The organism is Neopusillimonas maritima (assembly GCF_003576595.1).
GTDB lineage: Bacteria > Pseudomonadota > Gammaproteobacteria > Burkholderiales > Burkholderiaceae_B > Neopusillimonas > Neopusillimonas maritima.
On sequence record NZ_NQOU01000002.1, the window covers coordinates 658,230 to 679,312 of the forward strand.

Genomic DNA, 21,083 nt, shown 5'->3' on the forward strand with positions numbered 1-21,083 from the left:
TTAAATTTAACGCAGCAAATTGCCATCCAACACCGGCGTCACCGTACAATACCCGAGTTGCGATCGCCATTAAAACCGCGTACAGTGGTTTGCACCTGACGGTTCTTTTTTTGCCACTTTTTCATCATGTTCGACATCCTGGTCTATCTCTTCGAGAACTACTACACGCCGGAAGCATGTCCGGAAGCAGATGTGCTTGCGCACAAGCTTGCGGCGGCCGGCTTCGAGCACGAAGACATTGATGAAGCGCTGGGCTGGCTCTATGGGCTGGCCCAAACAACAGAACAATGCGTTCAAATGGCGGAAATGTCGCAGGGCGACAGTCTGCGCGTCTTCACCGATCTCGAATATCAATCCTTGGGCACACAGGCTATCGGGTTTATCACCTTCCTGGAAAACTCCGGCGTTTTACCGCCGGCGCTGCGCGAAATTCTTATCGAGCGGGCCGAAGCCACGGCCGAAGCGCCTATTCCACTCGAGAAACTGAAAATCATCACGCTTATGGTGCTCTGGAGCCAGGAAGTGGAGGTGGACCACCTGGTGCTTGAAGAGTTGTTAACCCACGACAGCGCCCGGCTGTCGCACTAAGCATTTTTACTTCATCAACTTAGCAACACAGAGCATTCACTTGACGAGGACGTCTGAACAAGGCGGCTACGTTGGCCGCTTTGCACCCAGCCCCAGCGGCCCTTTACACGATGGCTCATTAGTAGCGGCGATGGCCGGCTATCTGGATGCACGCGCCAGAAACGGGCGGTGGTTGCTGCGCATAGAAGATATCGATACGCCTCGGGTTGTACCCAACGCCGATCGCGTCATTATGGGTCAACTTGACGCACTGGGCATGCAATGGGATGGCGAGCCTATTTGGCAATCGCAACGCCTGGCCGACTACGAAGCCACTTTCCAGTACCTGCTTCAGCGCAAGTTCGTTTACCCTTGTGGCTGCACGCGTCAGGAAATTGGGCGAGGCCCGTACCCCGGCACGTGTCGAAACGGCCTTCCAGCAGGACGGGCAGCGCGTGCCTGGCGTTTTCGCGTCCACGCCGGCCCCGTGTCCTTCCATGACCGTTGGCTCGGTACACAAAAACAAGATGTCAGCCGTGACATAGGTGACTTCATTATCAAGCGCGCTGATGGGTTATGGGCCTACCAGTTAGTTGTCGTTATTGACGACGCCTGGCAGGGAGTAACCGATATCGTGCGGGGAGTCGACCTGCTCAGTTCAACCGGGCGACAGATCCAGTTGGCCGAGGCGCTGGGCTATACCTACCCCCGCGTCATGCATGTACCCTTGGTGCTGGACGAGTTCGGGCAGAAACTGTCAAAGCAGAATCACGCCCAACCTTTTAGCTGTGACCAACCCATTGCGACGCTGAACCGGGCCTGGCAGCGGCTGGGGTTCGAACCGCTTTCGGGCATCACCACGGTGCAGGCGTTTTGGGCACACGCCATACCGCTTTGGGCAGCCCGTTTTCAACATTTGATATATTGAGCGCATTCGTATTACTGTCTTTCACCTGAATAGATGACAAAAACTCTGATTATTGCCGAGAAGCCCTCGGTGGCCCTGGACATTTCCCGCGCGCTGGGCGGTTTCAAGCGTGAGGGCGATTACTTTGAAAGCGACGACTACGTGCTGGCGTCCAGTATCGGGCATTTATTGAGCCTGGTTGCGCCGAACGACCCCAAAAGGGGAAAGTGGACTTTCACCCATTTGCCGGTCATCCCCCCCGAGTTCGAGCTGGGCCCCACCGACAAGCGTTCGGCGGAGCGGTTGAAACTGCTGGTCAAGTTGCTGAAGCGTAAAGACATCAGCGCCATTATTAATGCATGCGACGCAGGGCGCGAAGGCGAACTGATCTTTCGCTACATCGTTCAATATGCAGGAGTAAAGAAGCCTATTCAGCGTTTGTGGCTGCAATCCATGACGCAAACGGCCATTCGCGATGCTTTCAATGCGCTTCGCGATGACGACGACCTCAAACCGCTGGAAGAAGCCGCCCGGTCGCGCGCAGAAGCCGACTGGCTGGTGGGCATTAACGGCACCCGGGCCATGACGGCGTTCAACAGTAAAGACGGCGGCTTTTTCAAAACACCTGTAGGGCGGGTGCAAACTCCTACACTGGCCATCGTGATGGAGCGTGAAGAGCGTATCCGCAAGTTCAAATCACGCGACTACTGGGAAGTGCATGCCACCTTCGTAGCTGCCGCCGGGCTTTACACCGGGCGCTGGTTCGACCCAAAATTCATTAAAGACGAACAAGATCCGGAAAAACGCGATTCGCGGTTATGGTCTGAAACCGCCGCTAAAACCATTGTCTCGGCCTGCCGAGAGCAGCCGGGTACGGTAACCGAAGAGTCCAAACCCACCACGCAAATGTCGCCTGCGTTGTTCGACTTAACGTCGCTGCAACGCGAGGCAAACTCACGTTTTGGCTTCTCGGCAAAGGCCACGCTGTCACTGGCGCAAACACTGTACGAGCGCCATAAAGCACTAACGTATCCACGTACCGACTCACGCTACCTGCCGGAAGACTACCTACCCACCGTAAAACAAACGGTCGCAGCCTTGGCTGACGCCCCCGATGGGGCAGCTGCGGCAATACAACCCTTTGCCAAGCAACTGGGCGAATCGGGCTGGATCAAGCCGAACAAACGAATTTTCGATAACAAGAAGGTGTCCGACCACTTTGCCATTATTCCCACACTGCAGGTTCCCAAAGAACTCAGCGATGCGGAAAGCAAAATATATGAATTGGTAACGCGACGCTTCTTGGCGGTATTCTTCCCGGCTGCGGAATTCCGGGTCACTACACGTATTACACAAGTTCAGGGGCACCACTTCAAAACCGAAGGCAAGGTACTGGTTTCACCGGGCTGGATGGCCATCTACGGACGCCAGGTTCAGGGTGACGACACGAACCTGATTCCAGTGGCACATAACGAATCTGTTAAAACCGAAGATATCGAGGCCAAGAGTTTGGTTACCAAACCACCTGCCCGATTCACCGAAGCCACGCTGCTTTCAGCCATGGAAGGGGCCGGCAAACTGGTTGATGACGAAGAGTTGCGCGATGCCATGTCTGAGCGCGGCCTGGGGACGCCGGCAACCCGCGCCGCCATTATTGAAGGCTTGTTGAACGAAGGCTATTTGCGGCGCGAAGGCAGGGAAATGGTGCCCAGTGCAAAAGCACGCCAGCTCATGACACTCCTTTCCGGCCTTGGCGTCAGTGAGCTGACCTCGCCGGAGCTTACCGGCGACTGGGAACGACGCCTGAAACAGATCGAACAGCGTCAACTGGACCGCGAAGCCTTCATGCGTGAAATTGCGCAAATGACGCAAATCATTGTGAAGCGGGCCAAAGAGTACGAACGCGATACCGTTCCGGGCGACTATGCCACCCTACAAACACCCTGCCCCAAATGCGGCGGTGTCGTGAAAGAAAACTATCGACGCTATGCCTGCACGGCATGCGACTTTTCCATTGGCAAACACCCGGGTGGGCGCACCTTCGAAATTGACGAAGTTGAAACGCTGCTGCAAGACAAAACACTGGGCCCGCTACCCGGCTTTATCAGCAAAATGGGGCGTCCATTCGCCGCTTTGCTGCGTATTACTGATGAGTACAAACTGGAGTTCGATTTCGGCCAGAACGATGAAGACGACAAAGAACCAGTCGACTTCTCCGACCAAACTTCTTTGGGCGACTGCCCCAAATGCGGGGCACGGGTGTTCGAACATGGCATGAATTACGTGTGCGAAAAATCCGTGGGCCCGGAAAAGTCCTGCGACTTCCGTACCGGCAAAATGATCCTGCAACAGGAGGTGTCGCCCGAACAGGTGCGCAAGTTGCTAAGTGAAGGCAAAACCGATTTGCTCGACGGGTTTGTTTCCAGCCGCACCAATCGTAAATTCAAGGCGTTCCTGGTGAAACAGGCTAACGGTAAAGTGGGCTTCGAATTTGAAGCACGTGCACCCGGTAAGGGTGGAGCGGCCAAAAAAGCCGCCGGCAAGAAAACGGCTGCTAAAACCGCGACAAAAGCCGCCACTAAAACAGCTGCCAAAAAGACGGCCGCGAAGAAGGCAACAAGCAAAACAGCGGCGAAAAAAACCACAGCCAAGAAAGCGGCCGCCAAAAAAACAGCCACCAAAAAGGCCGTTAGTTCATCAGACGACGACGCGCCGTTCTAAAACAACAGTCGGCGCGCAACCCTGCGCCGACTGTACTGCAAGGTTAGCCGGGCGCTTAAACCCGGCACTCAACACGTTAGGCTTTCAGAATCCTGGCGGCATCGATGGCAAAGTACGTGAGAATGCCGTCGGCACCAGCCCGTTTGAATGCCAGCAAGGCTTCCATCATGACCTTGTCGTGATCGAGCCAGCCATTAGCCGCAGCAGCCTTGATCATGGCGTATTCACCGCTCACCTGATAGGCATACGTGGGCATACCGAAAGCCTGCTTCACGTCGCGCAAGACATCCAGGTAGGGCATCCCCGGTTTCACCATCACCATATCGGCCCCTTCACGGATATCGGCCGCCACTTCTCGCAAAGCCTCGTTGCGGTTGGCCGGGTCCATCTGATACGTGGCTTTGTTCGACTTGCCCAGATTGGCCGCCGACCCTACGGCATCACGAAACGGGCCATAAAACGCGCTGGCGTATTTAGCCGAATACGCCATGATGCGGGTATAGATGAATTTTTCCGCCTCCAAGGCGGTTCGAATCGCCCCCACGCGGCCATCCATCATGTCGCTGGGCGCCACAATGTCGACCCCCGCCTTGGCTTGCACCAGGGCCTGTTGCGTCAGGATTTCAACCGTAGGCTCATTCAACACATAGCCGTCATCGTCAATCACGCCATCCTGACCATGACTGGTGTACGGATCCAGAGCAACGTCGGTGAGCACACCTAAATTCGGCACGGCATCTTTCAATTGCGCCACCACACGTGGCACCAGGCCTTTTGGGTTTACTGCCTCAATGCCGTCGGGTGTTTTCAAGGAAGGATCAATAACCGGGAACACCGCCATCACGGGAATGCCCAATGCCGCACATTCTTTCGCGGCTTCCAACACCGTATCAGGCGAATAGCGCACCACGCCCGGCATGGAAGGCACCGGCTCGCGCACCCCTTCGCCTTCCATAACGAATACCGGGTAAATTAAATCGCTCACCGTTAAAACGTTTTCGCGCACCAGGCGGCGGGTGAAATCGTCGCGACGATTACGACGGGGACGATGCGCCGGGAAATCGGCATTCACAATAAAAGATGTCATGGCACAACCTTCGGAGAAATCCAGTTTTCAAGATGAGCGGACGCTTCCTCCAGACCAATTCGGTGCGTGGCGGAAAACGGTATGACGTGCAGAGCGCCAATGTCTTGTGCCAGTTGCTTACGAATGGCATGAACCGCTTTAATGCGCTGCCCATACGGAAATTTATCGGCCTTGGTTAACAGCACAAGCACCGGGCGCCCGGTGGGCGCAATCCATTCAGCCAAACGCCGGTCAAGGTCAGTCAGCCCGCGACGAATGTCCAACAACAGCACGACACCCGCAATGGATGAACGTTCGCGCAGGTAAGCGCCCAGCACCTCGGCCCATTCTTCACGCGCCTGCTTGCCAATAGCTGCATAGCCATAACCGGGCAGGTCAACCAAATAGCCCAACTGCTCGCCCGGGGCAAGCGGATCGGGAATGCCGAACATGTTAATAAGCCGGGTACGGCCCGGCGTTTTACTTGAAAACGCCAGACGGCGCTGGTTCGCCAACACGTTAATGGCCGACGATTTACCGCAATTAGAGCGCCCGGCAAAACAGATTTCGGGCGCCCCAGGCGGTGGAAGTTGGTCGAGCCGGGCAGCCGACGTTGTGAACGCGGCACGATGCAAAATAGACAAAGGATAGGCCTGTTACGGTTAAAGTTACACGCTATTGTATAATTGCGGGTTTGAAACTGTAGCGGATTTTTCCAAAACGCGATCCATCGAGGTCCTCATGAAGCGTGTGCTTTCCAAAATGCTAGTTACCAGCGGCCTGCTGCTGGGCTCTTCCCTTCTTGGCGTCAGCTATGCCGCTGACGTTATCGTCTCCAAACCCGACGCAGCCAAGGGCGAACAGCTCTATACCAATGGTGATTCCTCCCGCGGCATTCTGGCCTGTGTCACCTGTCACGGCCCCGGCGGCAACAGCACGCTTCCTGCCAATCCGAATCTGGCCGGCATGTCGCATGAATACATTGCCAAGCAATTGCGGGATTTCAAATCCGAAGGCAACGACCCACCCACCCGGGCCGGTGCTGATGGCAATCCCTCCGCCATGACGGCCATCGCCAACCCGCTCACGGAAGAAGACATCAAGAATGTGTCTTACTACCTGGCGCTGCAGGAACTGAATTACGAAACGGCCGCCACCGCAACTAATGTTGAAACCATGGAGCGCGGGCAAAAAATCTGGCGTGCGGGTATCGCCGAACGTGGCGTGCCGGCTTGTGCCGCCTGCCACTCACCCAACGGGGCGGGTATTCCGGCCCTGTTCCCGCGTTTGGCCGGGCAGTACCCAAGCTATCTTGAAGCACAACTAAAACTGTTCCGCAGCAACGACCGGGCCAACAGCCCCATGATGCACGACATTGCCGACCGCATGTCCGACAACGACATCTCCGCAGTAGCCGATTACGCTGCCGGCCTGCGATAACAATAAACGAACCGCTTTAACGCAGAACCAATACTGCCTAAGCTGGTCATAAGGGGGGGCGCCATTACCGGCCCCCCTTTTCTTTGCAAAGACCCTTTCGTGAACAACGTTAATACCGCATCTCGTCAACGTGCCGATTTATTCGAACTGCTGGGCTCCATGCGGTTCGCCGTCAGCCTGTTGATGTTCATCTGTGTCGCCAGTGTCATTGGTACGGTGCTGCCGCAAAATCAGGCTTCAAGCACCTATATCGACCAATTCGGGCCGTTCTGGTATGCCTTGTTCGACGTCTTTGCGCTTTGGCACGTATACAACAGCTGGTGGTTTTTAACCATTATGGCGTTTTTGGTGGTGTCCACCAGCCTGTGCCTGCTGCGCAATACGCCCAAAATGGTGAAAGACATGCGCTCGTTCCGCGAATATGTTCGTGGCAGCAGCCTGCGCGCCTTCCATCACAAACTCGAAACCGACACCCCCTACAGCCCAGAGGAAAGCAGCCGGAAACTAACACAATGGCTCAATACACAAGGCTACAAGGTGAAGGTTCGCCAAGACGGCGACAGCCAACTGCTGGCGGCCAAGAAAGGCAGCACAAACCGCTTGGGCTATATTTTTGCGCATGCAGCCATTGTGGTCATTTGCGTAGGGGGGATTCTCGACAGTGAATTGCCGGTTCGTATGCAAGTGTGGTTGGGCGGCAAAACCCCCATTACCGAGAACATGCTTATTAAAGACGTGCCGGAATCGGGCTGGCTGTCGGTTGCCAATCCAAGTTATCGCGCCAACTTACTGATTCCGGAAGGCAGCCAAAGCAGCAGTGCCATCGTTGCCGTGGGCGACGGTGTACTGGTTCAACCCATGCCGTTCAGCTTAAAGCTGAAGCAGTTCGATATTGAATACTATTCCACCGGCATGCCCAGCCGTTTTGCCAGCCACGTTGAGGTTTCCGACCCCGATACCGGCGAAACATTCGAACAAGTGATTGAAGTGAATGAACCGCTACGCTACAAAGGCGTCACGGTGTATCAATCCAGTTTCGATGACGGCGGCAGCGACGTTCAGCTTAAAGCCTGGCCGCTTTCAGGCAACAACACTGAAGCATTCAATGTGGATACCACGGTGGGCGACCCAACCAACATTACGCTCAATGCCAGTACGGAACAACCGGAACGCTATCAACTAAACGTAACCGACCTGCGTGTTATTAACGTTGAGAATCTGGAAATTAACGCCGACCCGCAACCACGCGCCGTGCTTGACCATGTCGCTGCAGTTACAGGCAGCGCAACAACACTGAAAAACGAGAACCTGCGCAATGTCGGTCCCAGCGTGCAATACCGGCTCACCGGCGGCGATGGGCAATCGTTTGAATATCACAACTACATGATGCCCATCGCACTCGACGGCGGGCCGGTTTTTCTGGTTGGCGTACGAAACAGTCCGGCCGAAACATTCCGCTATATCCGGATTCCCGCTGACGCCAACAACTCGCTTGAGTCTTTCATTCATTTGCGCGCCGCCCTTAACAACCCTGAATTGCGCCAACAGGCCGCCCAACAGTTCGCTGCCCAAAGCGCCAACAATGAGTCGCAAAAAGCATTGCTGGAAAAAGCAGCGGCCGGTGCATTGGAGGCCTTCTCCAAAGGTGGATTCAACCAACTTCTTGAACCCGTGCCCGAAGCAGAGCGAGGTCGTTTCCTGAGCTTTGCCGTACCCATGATCCAACTTTCACTTTCAGCTTTATACGATTTGGATCGTGCCCAACGCGGATTGCCCGAACTCACCTACAATGAAGCACAAAGCAACGCTCACAACCAATGGATGCAACAAGCGCTTTTGGCTCTGTCGAACCTGCCCGACTACCCGGCGCCCATCGTCATGTCATTAACTCAATTCGACCACGTTCAAGCCAGTGTTTTCCAAGTGGCACGCAGCCCCGGGCAAACCACCGTGTATTTGGGCTGTCTGTTTCTGGTTATCGGCATATTTTCAATGTTTTATATTCGCGATCGCCGCATCTGGATTTGGGTTCAACCCAAACACAATGGTAGTCAATGGCTTGCCGCCATGACATCACAACGGCGCACGCTGGATTTCACCCAAGAGTTTGAGCGCTTTAAGAATGCGTTTAAACAACTGTCCACTTAACGAGGTTCATCATGTCTGATGCCCATACCCATTCACCTGCCTGGGAAGCGGCCATGGCCGCCAGCGGCGACGGCCGAGGCGAACGAGGCCGGCCCGACTGGACGGACCTGCTGTTTCTCATCGTATTGTCGGCCGGCGCCGCTTACGCGCTGTCGGCATTCAGTCAATACATGGATATCTACGAAAAAGCCATTCTGGTGTGCGCTGTGCCGGCCACAGTGTGGCTGGGCTGGCTTTGGCGGCCCCTGCGTACCCTGCTGATTGCCAGTGGCTTAAGCGCCTTGCTGGCAATCTGGCTGTACAGTGCCGGTCAGGGGCTGGATCAGGGCGACATTACCCGCGGCGAGAGTGTATTTCTCTTGAAATATTTGTTCTCGTCGCAGTCGGCCATTCTCTGGATGTGCGCCCTGTTCGTTCTGGCAACGATCTCATACTGGGTCGGCATTATCAGCCAAACCGCTGCATGGCTGGGCACGGCGCTAACCTGGGGTGCAGTGTACGCCGGCACCACCGGCTTGCTGGTACGCTGGCGCGAAGGCCATCTTTTAGGCCCTGATATCGGCCACATTCCGGTCAGCAACCTGTACGAAGTCTTCGTTCTTTTCGCACTGATTACCGCCCTGTTCTACCTGTATTACGAGCGTCGCTACGCCACCCGCGCGCTGGGCGGATTTGTGCTGCTGGTTGTCACCTCGGCGGTTATTTTCCTGCTGTGGTATACCTTCACCCGCAATGCCTTTGAAATCCAGCCTTTGGTACCTGCGCTTAAAAGCTGGTGGATGAAAATCCACGTGCCCGCTAATTTCATTGGTTACGGCACCTTCTCGCTGGCCGCCATGGTGGGGTTTGCCTATTTAATCAAAGAGCATGGTGAAACGAAATCACGGCGCAAGTTGATTCCCTTGTTTTTGCTGGGCGCCATTCTTTGTGCCGAGCCGTTCATGTTTGGTTCGCGAGAACTGTCTCCTACCTGGATGCTTTACTTCGGCATTGGTGCCTTGATTGTCGGCACCATATTGGCCTTGCGTGCCCCCATTGCCAAACGCCTGCCATCGTTGGAAATTCTCGACGATATCATGTATCGCGCTATTGCCGTGGGCTTCGCATTCTTTACCGTTGCCACCATTCTGGGCGCGCTATGGGCGGCCGATGCCTGGGGCGCTTATTGGCAGTGGGATCCAAAAGAAACCTGGGCGCTTATTGTGTGGCTAAACTACGCCGCCTGGCTGCATATGCGGCTGATGAAAGGTTTGCGGGGCACCATGGCGGCCTACTGGGCGCTGGTCGGCCTAGTGATTACCAGCTTTGCATTCCTGGGCGTAAACATGTTCTTGTCGGGGCTGCACTCTTACGGCGAGCTTTAAAGGGCCAACGCTTTCGTGTCACAGTAAACCGACAAGGCGTTCGTTAGATCCGCCCACAGGGCCTCCGGGTCCTCCAACCCGGCGTGCAGCCGCAGCAATGGGCCTTGATACGGCCACGGCGTGACTGATCGGGAAGGCGTATCAATCGGCAAAGCCAGGCTTTCATAGCCCCCCCATGAAAGGCCGATACCAAACAAAGTCAGTTGGTCGAAAAACTTCTCCAGTGCCTGCGCCCCCGCAGGCACTGGCTGAAGCACTACACCGAACAGCCCACTAGCCCCCAGGAAATCGCGTTTCCAGAATGCATGCCCCGACGATGACGAAAGTGCGGGATGCAGTACCGCCTCGACTGCGGAATGCGCTTGCAAGCGTTCAGCCAGCATCAGTGCCGTTGCCTGATGGCGTTGAAGCCGAACGGATAAAGTGCGCAAACCCCGGGTCGCCATATAAATATCATCGGGCCCCGCAGTTTGACCCAAAGCCTGCGCATGCGCCTGCAACCGCGACCAGGCTCGTTGATTGGTCGTCACCGCGCCTAATATGGCATCGGAATGTCCAACAAGATACTTGGTGGCCGCATGAATAGACACATCGACACCATGCTGAAACGGTTTAAAGTACAGCGGCGTTGCCCACGTGTTGTCCATCAACACCCAGGCGCCGAAAGCATGGGCAACCTGCGCCAACGCAGGCACATCGACCACTTCAAATGTTTGTGAACCCGGTGACTCCAGATATAGAGCCCGGGTTGTGCTGCGGAACCGCTTCGCGATATTTGCTCCTTCCAAGGGGCAAAAATACTCAACCTGCACTCCCATTTTGCTCAAAACCTGGTCCGCAAATGCCCGAGTCGGACCATAAACGTTATCCGTGATCAGAATATGGTCACCCGGTGACAGGAATGCCAGCATTGCATGCGTACACGCGGCCAAACCTGAAGGAAAAACCTGCGCGTCGTACGCCCCCTCCAGCTCTGCAAGGAGCGCCTCAAAAGACCGCGTGGTTGCCGTTCCGAACCGGGCGTAGTGCCCGTACGGGTTGGCATTGGCCCGTGCTGCTTTCCAGTCGGCATAGGAGTCAACCAACAAGGTCGACGCACGACAGGGGGGTGTATTCACCATACCGCCAAAATGCGCCGGTGCCCGGCCGGAATGAATAAGAAGCGTATCGTCATGCGAGGTTTTCATACTGAATATGATAATGACACCCTGACGAAATGATTTTGATTTTTACCTACCGCATTCTCTCAGAATAAAATAATATTTCAATTATATTTAATTTACTGGAATAAATTTTCTTTTGAGACAATATGGACAAATTCGATTGTCATATCCTTGAGATTTTGCAATCCGATTGCGCGCTTGCAGTTAACGATATCGCCGAACAAGTCGGCCTAAGCGCAACAGCCTGCTGGCGGCGCATACAGAAGCTTGAAGAGCAGGGTATTGTTCGCGCTCGTGTGGCGTTATTGGATGGCGCAAAACTGAACGTTGGCGTAACGGTTTTTGTGGCAATACGCACCAGCCGGCACGATGCCAAATGGCTGGCGCAATTTCATGCGGCGGTCTCAACGATTCCAGAAGTCGTTGAACTGTATCGGATGTCGGGCGACACCGATTATTTAATGCGCGTTGTCGTACCCGACGTGGCGGGTTACGACCGCATTTACAAACGACTCATCCATATGGCCGAACTGTCCGACGTGAGCTCAAGCTTTGCAATGGAGCAAATAAAATACACAACGGCCTTGCCCCTTGGATACGTTGCAGATACGTAAAACGAAGCACGCGCAACACGAAAGATTAATCGGGCCTCACGCCCCGTATGGCCAGGTCCACCAGTTCCCTGAACCGGGCCAGCCCTTCCACCGCATCAGGCTTTTCCTGATTCAACCAACGCCGCACTTCGGTTAAATAAATCGTTAAAAACAACGAGGCGATCAGCGAAGCCGGGGCCGTTTTGGTTGCCTGCCCCGACGTCTGCCCACGGCTCACGATTTGCTGCAATGCCTTCACCATACGTGGCCGACGCTCGTAAAAACGGGCGGTTTCAGGGCCCGGTTCATCGGTTGCCCCCACCACGTCCATAATTTCACGCACAATAGGCCGCCCCAAAGCAGGATGAGCCGCCCAGTAGTCGTAACGCGGCCTGAAAAAGGCCGTTATCTGCTCCAGCAAAGATTTGTTGGCATCGATGGCCTGTTCGGCCTGTTCACTGACCTCGTCCAGATCATCGTTCACAATCATCAGCAATTCACGTTTGTCTTTCGCATACGTGAACAACGTGCCAATTCCCACTTCGGCCAAGGCGGCAATATCGCGTGTTGTGGCCACGTCGTAGCCTTTTTCCATGAACTCCCGCCGCGCCGCGGCCTGAATACGGCGGCGGCGCTCAAGCTTGCCACGCTCGCGCAAACCCATTTTCGCCTGAGCCGCTCGCGTTTTCCTGTGAATAACCTGGTTTTCCATGACTCAAAAAGGTTGAATTGGTGGCCTGATACACGATCACGCTTGACCAAAATTAAAACACACCCATAAAATGAAACATGCTCATTTTTGAGCAAATAATAGAAATAATTATAGGCAGGTTTGGAGACACAGCGACAGCATTATCTTTCGCGACCCTCCCCGATCCTATTTTCACGGATAAACAACTTATGGACAACAACCCTGTCATTGTGTCCGGCGGCGGGCCGGTGGGATTAGTAGCGGCGTTATCGCTGGCCGAGAAAGGCATTAACGTCGTAGTACTGGAAACCTGTACCGATATTCCAACCGACCTCAGGGCAGGCACGTTCCACCCGCCCACCGTTGAAATGCTCGATACGCTTTCCATCGGACAGGATTTGCTGCAACTGGGCATTAAAGTGCCGGAGTGGCAAATTCGCGACCGCAAGAAAGGGCTGGTTGCCCAGTTCGACCTGGGTCGTATCGCCGACGAAACCCCTTACCCATTCCGCCTTCATTGCGAACAGCATAAGGTCTCCCGGCTTGCTTACCAGGCCTTGCAGAAATTCTCGAACGCACAGGTATTGTTCGGCCATGAATGTGTTGGGTTTACCCAGGATAAAGAGGGTGTCACGGTACAAATCAAATCGGGCGACACAACACAAGAGGTACGCGCCAGCTACCTGATTGGAGCCGACGGTGCCCACAGCATCGTTCGCAAAACAGCCGACATCGAGTTCGAAGGTTTCACCTGGCCCGAACGCTTTTTGGTTTTCGCCACCACGTTCGATCTGAAAAGTGTCGGGTTTACCGGCAACGCCTATATTGCCGACCCCGACGAATGGGCCGCCATTTTCGTGCAGCCTCACAATGGCCCCCCCGGCATTTATCGAATCGCGTTCCCCATTCAGCCGGATCAAGACGAAGAAACCGTGCTGTCCGATGACTACGTGCAAAGCCGAATCCAAGGCTTTTTATCGCCCGACCGCACCTACGACATTCCGTATCGCAGCATCTATCGCGTGCATCAGCGCGTTGCCAAAACATTCCGGCAGGGTCGCATTATGCTGGCCGGCGACGCCGCACACGTGAACAACCCCCTGGGCGGCATGGGCCTGAACAGCGGTATTCACGACGCCATGAACCTGGCCGACAAACTTGGCAAGGTCTTGCAGGAAAACGCGGACAACGACCTGTTGGACCTTTATGACCGCCAACGTCGCATCACCAATGTTGAATATGTGCAGGCCATCACCATCCGAAACAAGAAAATGCTTGAAGAGCGCGACCCTGAAATCCGCGCCCAGCGCCTGGACGAAATGCGCGAAACCGCCGCAGATCCGGAAAAACACCGGGCCTTTCTGATGAACTCGTCAATGATCAACAGCGTCCGGCGCGCTGCGCAAATCGAATAGCCTTAAGGGTTGGGGGTGCGTTTTCCCCAACTCTTTTTTTTGGTAAAAATATGCTAGAGTCAAAAATGAGCATGTTTCAGAAATTTTTAACCCCCTATGTTTTCAGCATGTAGGGCAATGAAATTTCACATTGCCACTACATAAAATCAGTTCCACTCCAGGAGACAAAAATGAAATTGAAATTTCTTGCCGGGCTGGCGCTTGCCGTTGGCCTTACCAGCACTGCCGCCGCCCAGAATGTAGGGGTCGGTACCATGAGCCAAGGCACCATGAGCTACTCCAGCGGCTCGGCCATCGCCAAAGTGATTGCCGAACAAACCAAAATGCAGGCTCGTGTACAGCCCAATAGCGGTGAAAGCGTTTTAATTCCGCTCGTTGATATGGGCGAGCTTGATTTTGGTATTGCCAACATCCTTGAGTCCGCTGAAGCAAAACACGGCGAAAGAGCGTTTGAGGGCCGACCCGCTAAGAACCTTCAAATTGCCTCCGTTATATTCCCCCTGAAAACCGCACTGTTTGTACGTGCCGACTCCGACATCAACTCCCTCGCCGACCTGAAAGGTAAACGCGTTACTTACGGCTTTACTGCCATGGGTTCGATTAACACCGTACTCGACGGTTTGCTAGCGACAGGTGGCTTAGGTCCCGACGACATCCGCCAAGTACTAGTCCCCAATGTGGTGCGTGGTGCCGACGAACTAATCGCCGGCAATGCTGACGCATTCTATTTTGCGGTGGGTGCCGCCAAAGTTACCGAGGTTGATGCTTCCGTCGGCGGTCTTCGCATGCTCCCCATGGGCACCAGCGAAGCCCAATTGGCCGCGATGCGAAAAATTTATCCCTACGGCTATTCAGTCAATGAAGCGCCCCGCCCCGGCCTCCCCGGCTTCACAGAGCCAACACCCGTGCTGGCCTACGACAATTTATTGTTAACCAGCCCCAACACGCCTGACGAAGTCGTCTACAAAGCCATGAAGGCGCTTTATGAAAATCAGCCTGAACTCGCCAACTCTTTCGCACCTTTCCGTGGATTCAATGTCAAACAAATGTACAAGCCCGACATGCCCCTTGAATTCCATGCCGGCTCAATGCGTCTATTCAAAGAAGTAGGGCTGGTTAAATAACCCTGCACCTCAAGCGGAAAAGCATCATGAAAATCTCGGCGTCCGGGCGTCTTGAGCAAGGTGTTCCTGCACCTTTGCGAAATACGGCATCTCTCATTCTTCAAGCCTTGCTGACACTTACAGTGATCGGCTGGGTCCTGAAGGTGCCGTTGTATATGGGTTGGACGTTCTATAACGAACAGTTCCTGGCTCTGATTCTTGGCTTCGGCCTTGGTCTGGCTTTTTTACTCGTCCGTGCCCGGCCTTCCCCCCCCGACGCCCCCACGCCTTGGATTGATGCCATTGCGGGACTAGCGGGGCTAATAGCGTGTACTTACATTGCGGTACGCTATCCCGCACTGGTAAATGAAGTTATTTACCGCCCGTTGGACGCCGTTATTATTAGTGCCTTAATTGTCGGTTTAATTATTGAGGCGACTCGGCGTACAGCGGGTTTAACACTGGTTATCGTCGTTCTGGTGCTCTTCCTCTATGCTCTAACTGGGCATTTGCTACCCGACACATTCGTTAGCAGACCGGTCGACTTCACACGCTTACTGGTTTATCTAGGGATGGACACAAATGCCGTTTTGGGCCAAACCCTGGCCATTGCAATCATTGTTGTTATCCCTTTTACCCTTATGGGCCAAATACTGGCTGTAACCGGCGGTTCACAATTTTTTGCCGATTTGGCAATGGCCATGATGGGTCGCTACAGAGGCGGCTCTGCAAAAATTTCCGTTGCAGGCTCCGCGCTTTTTGGCATGATTTCCGGGAGTGCCGTCTCAAACGTCGCCGCTGTCGGCGTTGTCACCATTCCCATGATGAAGCGATCAGGCTTCCCAAGTCACACCGCCGCCGCCATTGAAGCCGTCGGCTCGACAGGAGGGCAACTCGCCCCTCCCGTAATGGGCGCAACGGCTTTTCTAATGGCCGAATTACTGCAGGTGTCCTACGCATCAGTACTGATAGCAGCTTTTATTCCTGCGTTTCTATATTACTTGGCACTTTTCATTCAAGTTGACCTGGCCGCGGCTAAGCTAGGAATTAAAGGCGAACCGATGGATCGCCTTCCGGCACTGAAAGAAGTTTTGCGACATGGGTGGTATTTCCCTATCCCTTTCGTCATCTTGGTCCTGGGAATCATGTTTTACGGCGTGGCAGTAGAGTATGCCGCACTGCAAGCCTCAGCACTATTGATTATTTTCAACTTGGCGTTCGGATATAAAAAGCAACGCACCCCAATTAAAGAACTGCTATTGGCAGCCATTAATACAGGACGCGCCTCGATCGATATTCTTATCATTGCCGGAGCGGCGGGCTTGGTAATTGGAACGTTAAATCTAACTGGGTTAGCTTTCGGGCTTACCCTGCAACTTTTGACCGTGAGTGGCGATAGTATTCTCATACTCCTTCTCATGACTGCCGTTATAGCAATTATTCTGGGTATGGGAATGCCCACAGTCGGGGTCTACATCCTGCTTGCCACCCTCATCGCACCAGCGCTGATCGAGGCGGGCATTTCACCGATGGCTTCCCACATGTTCGTCATGTACTTTGGAATGATGTCCATGGTGACACCCCCCGTCGCAATTGCCGCCTTTGCTGCAGCCAATATTGCCGGGTGTGACGGCTCCAAAGCCGGTTGGGCCGCGACCAGGGTAGGATGGTGCTCCTATATTGTCCCTTTCCTTTTCGCCCTCTCGCCCAGTTTACTTATGGAGGGCACGATGACGTCAGTACTGTGGACCGTCACCACTGCCTCCATAGGCATTTTGGCGGGAACAGTTGCAGTTGTCGGCTATTTCTCGACCGCCGTCAATGGTGGTTATCGAATCTTGTTTATGGTCGCGGGACTCCTCATGTTAATTCCTGCAGATACCTTCTCAGATGCAGGATGGACTGACGTGGTCGGCGTCATACTCATGGCCATTCTGACAGGCCTGCACTTTCTACATAAAAAGCGTGAAGCGGCAACACCCGCCACTTGATTAGGAAATTGAACAATGGACAAAAAGTATGATGTCGTCATTGTGGGTGCCGGAATCGGTGGACTCACACTCGCCCTTAACTTGCATCAAGCAGGGTTCTCATGCGCGCTGTTTGAATCGGTCCCGGAAATCAAACCTTTAGGCGCGGGCGTCAATCTCCTGCCCCACTCAGTCAAAGTGCTCGATAGCCTCGGGCTAGTGCCTGCATTATCCCAAGCCGCCATCAAAACGAAAGAATCTGTCTTTTTTAATAAATTCGGACAATTCGTGTATAGTGAGCCCTCAGGTATCGACGCCGGGTACAGCTGGCCGCAGTTTTCGATCCATCGAGGTGACCTGCAAAACATCCTGATCGACACCGTACATGAGCGCATCGGACGCGACGCCATTCATCTTGGTCATCGTTGCACTGGGGCGACACAGAACGATGAGGGTGTCATTGTTCACTTCGAGCACCCCGACGGAACCAAGGTCGATGTAAAGGGCTCAATTGTTATCGGTTGTGATGGTATTCATTCGATCATCCGCAAACAGCTTTACCCAAATGAAGGCGCACCGCGCTATTCAGGTGTAAATATGTGGCGTGGCACAACCCCCATGAAACCGTTCCTTAGCGGCGCCAGTATGGTACGGGCAGGCTGGTTGTCAGTTGGAAAAATGGTTATTTACCCTGTTCGCAACAACATCGACGACCAAGGTAACCAGTTGATTAATTGGGTCGCCGAAATTGAAGCGCCATACCCGGCCAAACGTGATTGGAATGGAAGAGGCCGACTGGAGGCCTTTTTCCCCGCGTTTTCCGACTGGCATTTCGATTGGCTCGACGTGGCTGCCATGATTGAACAGACCGAGCAAATTCTGGAATACCCCATGGTCGACCAAGACCCCCTTCCACGCTGGAGCTTTGGTCGAATAAGCCTGCTGGGCGACGCAGCGCACCCCATGGTGCCGCGAGGCTCCAATGGTGCAGGTCAAGCCATTCTCGATGCGCCCTGCCTGACTGAACAGCTTCGACAGCACGGTTTAACCGAAAAAGCCTTGTCAGAATACGATCGGATTCGGGTCAAAGCTACCACTGAGGTAGTACTCATGAATCGAGTAGCTCCGCCTGACACAATTCTCAAAGAAGTGCACGACCGCACAGGCGGCAAGCCCTTCAAAAACCTTGATGACTACATCAGTCAGAATGAACTCGCCTCGATTTCCAACAAATACAAAAGCGTCGCGGGTTTCAAAGTAGAAGATTTACGTAAAGAGGTCGTTTAGTATGAAACTCGCGCAACATTATATCGACGGGAAATGGACATCAGCCGTATCAGGTACCGGCAACATTAAAAAGGGCGTCAACCCAGCTACCAATGAACATGCCTACGACTACTGCGACGGCACCGAAGCAGAAGCACTGGCTGCGGTCGCGGCTGCACGACGCGCCTTCGATGAAACCAACTGGCGAAACAGCCCCCGTTTGCGTGCCGACATACTTTTTGACTTTGCCGCCCGTATGGAAGCGCGCAAAGCTGAAATAGCCGATTGGCTGGTTACTGTAAATGGCAAACTGCATCGCGAAGCCATGGGCGAAGTGATGGGCAGTGTGTCCGAGCTTAAGTACTATGCTGGGTTGGCCCGCACTCAGTACGGACGCAATCTCGAGGTCGAGCCCGGCGCGTTCTCCATACTCGATCGCGAAGCTGCCGGCGTTGCCGCCATTATCCTGCCTTGGAACGCGCCCTTGCTATTGTTGGTCCGATCGCTCGCGCCGGCGTTAGCCGCAGGGTGCTCCGTTGTTATCAAGCCCGCCTTTCAAACCAGCACCGCGCATAACCTCGCTCTTGAGTACCTGACCAACGACGAACGCATCCCCGCCGGCATTGTGAACTCGGTTATCGAGTCCGGCATTGCCGTTTCACAGCACCTGTGCGAATCGCTGGATGTCGACGTCATCAGCTTTACGGGCTCTTCCCACGTGGGCAAACTGATTGCCGAATCAACCTCACCTTCGTTAAAGCGGTTGTCACTGGAATTGGGGGGCAAAGCCCCCGCCCTGGTCTTCCCCGACTGCGACATGGCCAAAACCGTTAGCGGTGTGGTGGCAGGCGCAACGGTGCTGGCCGGGCAACAATGCACCGCCATTACGCGTGTATTGGTACACGACGCCATTTACGACGCATTCAAAACCCAATTGGCCCAGGCCTTGCAAAGCATTAAAGTTGGGCCGGGCAATGACGCTGCCTCACAAATGGGCTGCCTCATTGATACTGCCAACCGCGACCGCATAGCCAAGCTGGTGGAGCGTGCGGAAAAAGAAGCACGCGTCATTGTAAAAGGCCAAATTCCCGAAGGCGAGCTGGCCAACGGCGCCTTCATTACGCCCAGCCTGATCGAAGTCGACGACCTTGCCTCGCCTTTCATTCAAGATGAGCTGTTTGGTCCATTATTGGTGCTGGAGCGTTTCCACGACGAAGCCGAAGCCATCAACCGCGCCAACGCCACACGCTATAGCCTTGCGTCCAGCGTATGGACACAAGACCTTTTCCTGGCCCGGCGCATGGCCTCGAAACTGAACTTTGGCAATGTCTGGTGCAATACTCACAACCGCCTGTTTGCCGAAGCCGAAACGGGTGGATATGGCGACAGCGGATATGGAAAGCTGCACGGTCTCGAAGGCATGTACGATTTTATGCGTACCAAGCATTTTTATTTTGAAACTAAAACGTCATGACTATGGAAATCACCGCCGCTGTCTGTCGTGAAACGCAGCAACCATTTTCGCTTGAAAAACTCGCGCTTGAGGCTCCGCGGCCAAATGAAGTATTAGTCAAGATCGTCGCCACGGGTATCTGCCACACCGATGTCAATATGCGCAATACCGACGGATTCACGCCCAAGCCCACCGTGCTCGGGCATGAAGGCGCGGGAATTGTTGAAAAGGTGGGTGATTCAGTTAAAAAAGTAAAGCCTGGCGATCCGGTTGTTATAACCTTCGATTCTTGCGGCAACTGCCTGAGCTGCATCCAGGGCGACGCTGCTTATTGCCAATACTTGGGCCGACATGCATTTTCCGGCAAGCGCATCGACGGCACAACATCATTACGTAAAGGTAGTGAACAAATCCATAGTCATTTCTTTGGCCAGTCTTCTTTTGCCACCTACAGCATCTGCACCGAACGCAATGTTATTCCTGTTGACTCATCGGTACCGCTTGAGTTGCTGGGCCCGTTGGGGTGCGGCATTCAAACCGGTGCCTCAACCGTCATTAACGCCTTGAAGGTCCGCGCAGGAAGCAAAATTGGCGTGCTGGGCGTAGGATCAGTGGGCATGGCTTCCGTTATGGCCGCTCATTTGTGCGGCGCGGCGACCATTATTGCGCTCGACACCCAGGCCTCGCGGTTGGCGTTGGCAAAAGAGCTGGGAGCCACACACACCATTAACGGCTCCGAAGAAGACACCTTTGCCCGCATTCGTGAGATTGCCCCACAGGGCCTGAACTATGTGGTCGACACAACTGGCCACCTAGGCATTATTAAAGAGGCTGTAGGCCACATGACACCACGTGGTGTGTGCGCCCTCATCAATACAGCCAAAGGCGCCGATGCCCACATTAATATTTTGCAAATGGTATTGGGCGGACGCACGGTCCGCGGCGTTCACCAAGGCGACAGCGTACCGGACATTTTTATCCCGCAGATGATCGAACTATACAAACAAGGGCGCTTTCCCTTCGACCGGCTCATTCGGTTCTACGATTTTGCCGACATTAATCAGGCCGTTGAAGACATGGAGTCGGGAGTAGCAATCAAGCCCGTTATCCGGATGCCGCTAACTTGAACCGACCCGAATCTCAACGTAACCAAAAGAATAAAAGCTGTTCAACACAATTGATTGAAATCGCATTGTTTACAGAATTTTAGAGAAGG

At 54.3% G+C, this 21,083-nt stretch carries 17 protein-coding genes; 13 read left to right on the forward strand and 4 right to left on the reverse strand.

The genetic code is table 11. The annotated features are described in order from the left end of the window. Nucleotides 1-126 precede the first annotated feature (126 nt). Genes CJO09_RS08090 through CJO09_RS08100 form a run of 3 tightly spaced genes read left to right on the forward strand, consistent with a single transcriptional unit; the run spans nt 127 to nt 4,195 of the window. A complete protein-coding gene (locus tag CJO09_RS08090; protein ID WP_114419105.1) occupies nt 127-588 on the forward strand; it encodes a Smg family protein in 462 nt (153 codons plus the stop codon). A gap of 40 nt (nt 589-628) precedes the next feature. Next, complete coding sequence (gluQRS, locus tag CJO09_RS08095) at nt 629-1,495, forward strand: tRNA glutamyl-Q(34) synthetase GluQRS (protein ID WP_119441893.1); 867 nt, start codon at nt 629-631, stop codon at nt 1,493-1,495. A 33-nt stretch (nt 1,496-1,528) separates the two neighbouring features. Continuing rightward, nucleotides 1,529-4,195 carry a DNA topoisomerase III gene (locus CJO09_RS08100; protein WP_119441894.1) on the forward strand — a complete coding sequence of 889 codons (2,667 nt, stop codon included), beginning with the start codon at nt 1,529-1,531 and terminating at the stop codon, nt 4,193-4,195. Nucleotides 4,196-4,271: 76 nt separating this feature from the next. On the opposite strand, the gene hemB is transcribed toward CJO09_RS08100, so the two are convergent. Further along, on the reverse strand, nt 4,272-5,282 hold the full coding sequence (hemB, locus tag CJO09_RS08105) for a porphobilinogen synthase (RefSeq protein WP_119441895.1): 1,011 nt from the start codon (nt 5,280-5,282) through the stop codon (nt 4,272-4,274). Next, nucleotides 5,279-5,905: a ribosome biogenesis GTP-binding protein YihA/YsxC gene (yihA, locus tag CJO09_RS08110; protein ID WP_114419101.1), complete on the reverse strand. Its 627-nt coding sequence runs from the start codon at nt 5,903-5,905 to the stop codon at nt 5,279-5,281. Before yihA ends, hemB begins: the two co-directional genes overlap by 4 nt. Nucleotides 5,906-6,002: 97 nt before the next feature. Here yihA and CJO09_RS08115 point away from each other — a divergent pair, with 97 nt between their 5' ends. The 3 genes from CJO09_RS08115 to ccsB all read left to right on the forward strand — a co-directional run bounded on the left by CJO09_RS08115 (nt 6,003) and on the right by ccsB (nt 10,213). Further along, nucleotides 6,003-6,701, forward strand: a complete 699-nt coding sequence (locus CJO09_RS08115; protein ID WP_174233126.1) for a c-type cytochrome — start codon at nt 6,003-6,005, stop codon at nt 6,699-6,701. A 159-nt stretch (nt 6,702-6,860) separates the two neighbouring features. After that, entirely contained in the window at nt 6,861-8,849 is a 1,989-nt protein-coding gene (locus CJO09_RS08120; RefSeq protein WP_119441999.1) for a cytochrome c biogenesis protein ResB, read from the forward strand. An 11-nt stretch (nt 8,850-8,860) separates the two neighbouring features. After that, nucleotides 8,861-10,213, forward strand: coding sequence for a c-type cytochrome biogenesis protein CcsB (ccsB, locus tag CJO09_RS08125; protein ID WP_119441896.1), 1,353 nt, complete (start codon nt 8,861-8,863; stop codon nt 10,211-10,213). Here ccsB and metC read toward each other — a convergent pair. After that, entirely contained in the window at nt 10,210-11,400 is a 1,191-nt protein-coding gene (gene metC / locus CJO09_RS08130) for a cystathionine beta-lyase (RefSeq protein ID WP_119441897.1), read from the reverse strand. The genes ccsB and metC overlap by 4 nt on opposite strands. A 122-nt stretch (nt 11,401-11,522) precedes the next feature. On the opposite strand from metC, the gene CJO09_RS08135 reads away from it, so the two are divergent. Continuing rightward, nucleotides 11,523-11,990 carry an Lrp/AsnC family transcriptional regulator gene (locus tag CJO09_RS08135; protein WP_119441898.1) on the forward strand — a complete coding sequence of 156 codons (468 nt, stop codon included), beginning with the start codon at nt 11,523-11,525 and terminating at the stop codon, nt 11,988-11,990. 25 nt (nt 11,991-12,015) lie between these two features. On the opposite strand, the gene CJO09_RS08140 is transcribed toward CJO09_RS08135, so the two are convergent. Next, nucleotides 12,016-12,681, reverse strand: coding sequence for a TetR/AcrR family transcriptional regulator (locus CJO09_RS08140; protein ID WP_119441899.1), 666 nt, complete (start codon nt 12,679-12,681; stop codon nt 12,016-12,018). A gap of 188 nt (nt 12,682-12,869) precedes the next feature. Here CJO09_RS08140 and CJO09_RS08145 point away from each other — a divergent pair, with 188 nt between their 5' ends. From CJO09_RS08145 to CJO09_RS08170, 6 genes are all read left to right on the forward strand, one after another. Continuing rightward, nucleotides 12,870-14,075: an FAD-dependent oxidoreductase gene (locus CJO09_RS08145; protein ID WP_158582739.1), complete on the forward strand. Its 1,206-nt coding sequence runs from the start codon at nt 12,870-12,872 to the stop codon at nt 14,073-14,075. 170 nt (nt 14,076-14,245) lie between these two features. Next, the gene (locus CJO09_RS08150) at nt 14,246-15,199 is read left to right on the forward strand and encodes a TAXI family TRAP transporter solute-binding subunit (RefSeq protein ID WP_119441901.1); all 954 of its coding nucleotides are present in this window, start codon (nt 14,246-14,248) and stop codon (nt 15,197-15,199) included. 26 nt (nt 15,200-15,225) lie between these two features. Beyond that, complete coding sequence (locus CJO09_RS08155; RefSeq protein ID WP_119441902.1) at nt 15,226-17,169, forward strand: TRAP transporter permease; 1,944 nt, start codon at nt 15,226-15,228, stop codon at nt 17,167-17,169. Nucleotides 17,170-17,184: 15 nt separating this feature from the next. Next, a complete protein-coding gene (locus tag CJO09_RS08160; protein ID WP_119441903.1) occupies nt 17,185-18,435 on the forward strand; it encodes a flavin-dependent oxidoreductase in 1,251 nt (416 codons plus the stop codon). Nucleotide 18,436: 1 nt separating this feature from the next. Beyond that, on the forward strand, nt 18,437-19,888 hold the full coding sequence (locus tag CJO09_RS08165; protein WP_119441904.1) for an aldehyde dehydrogenase family protein: 1,452 nt from the start codon (nt 18,437-18,439) through the stop codon (nt 19,886-19,888). Nucleotides 19,889-19,890: 2 nt separating this feature from the next. Then, complete coding sequence (locus CJO09_RS08170; RefSeq protein ID WP_119441905.1) at nt 19,891-20,994, forward strand: NAD(P)-dependent alcohol dehydrogenase; 1,104 nt, start codon at nt 19,891-19,893, stop codon at nt 20,992-20,994. Nucleotides 20,995-21,083: the final 89 nt, after the last annotated feature.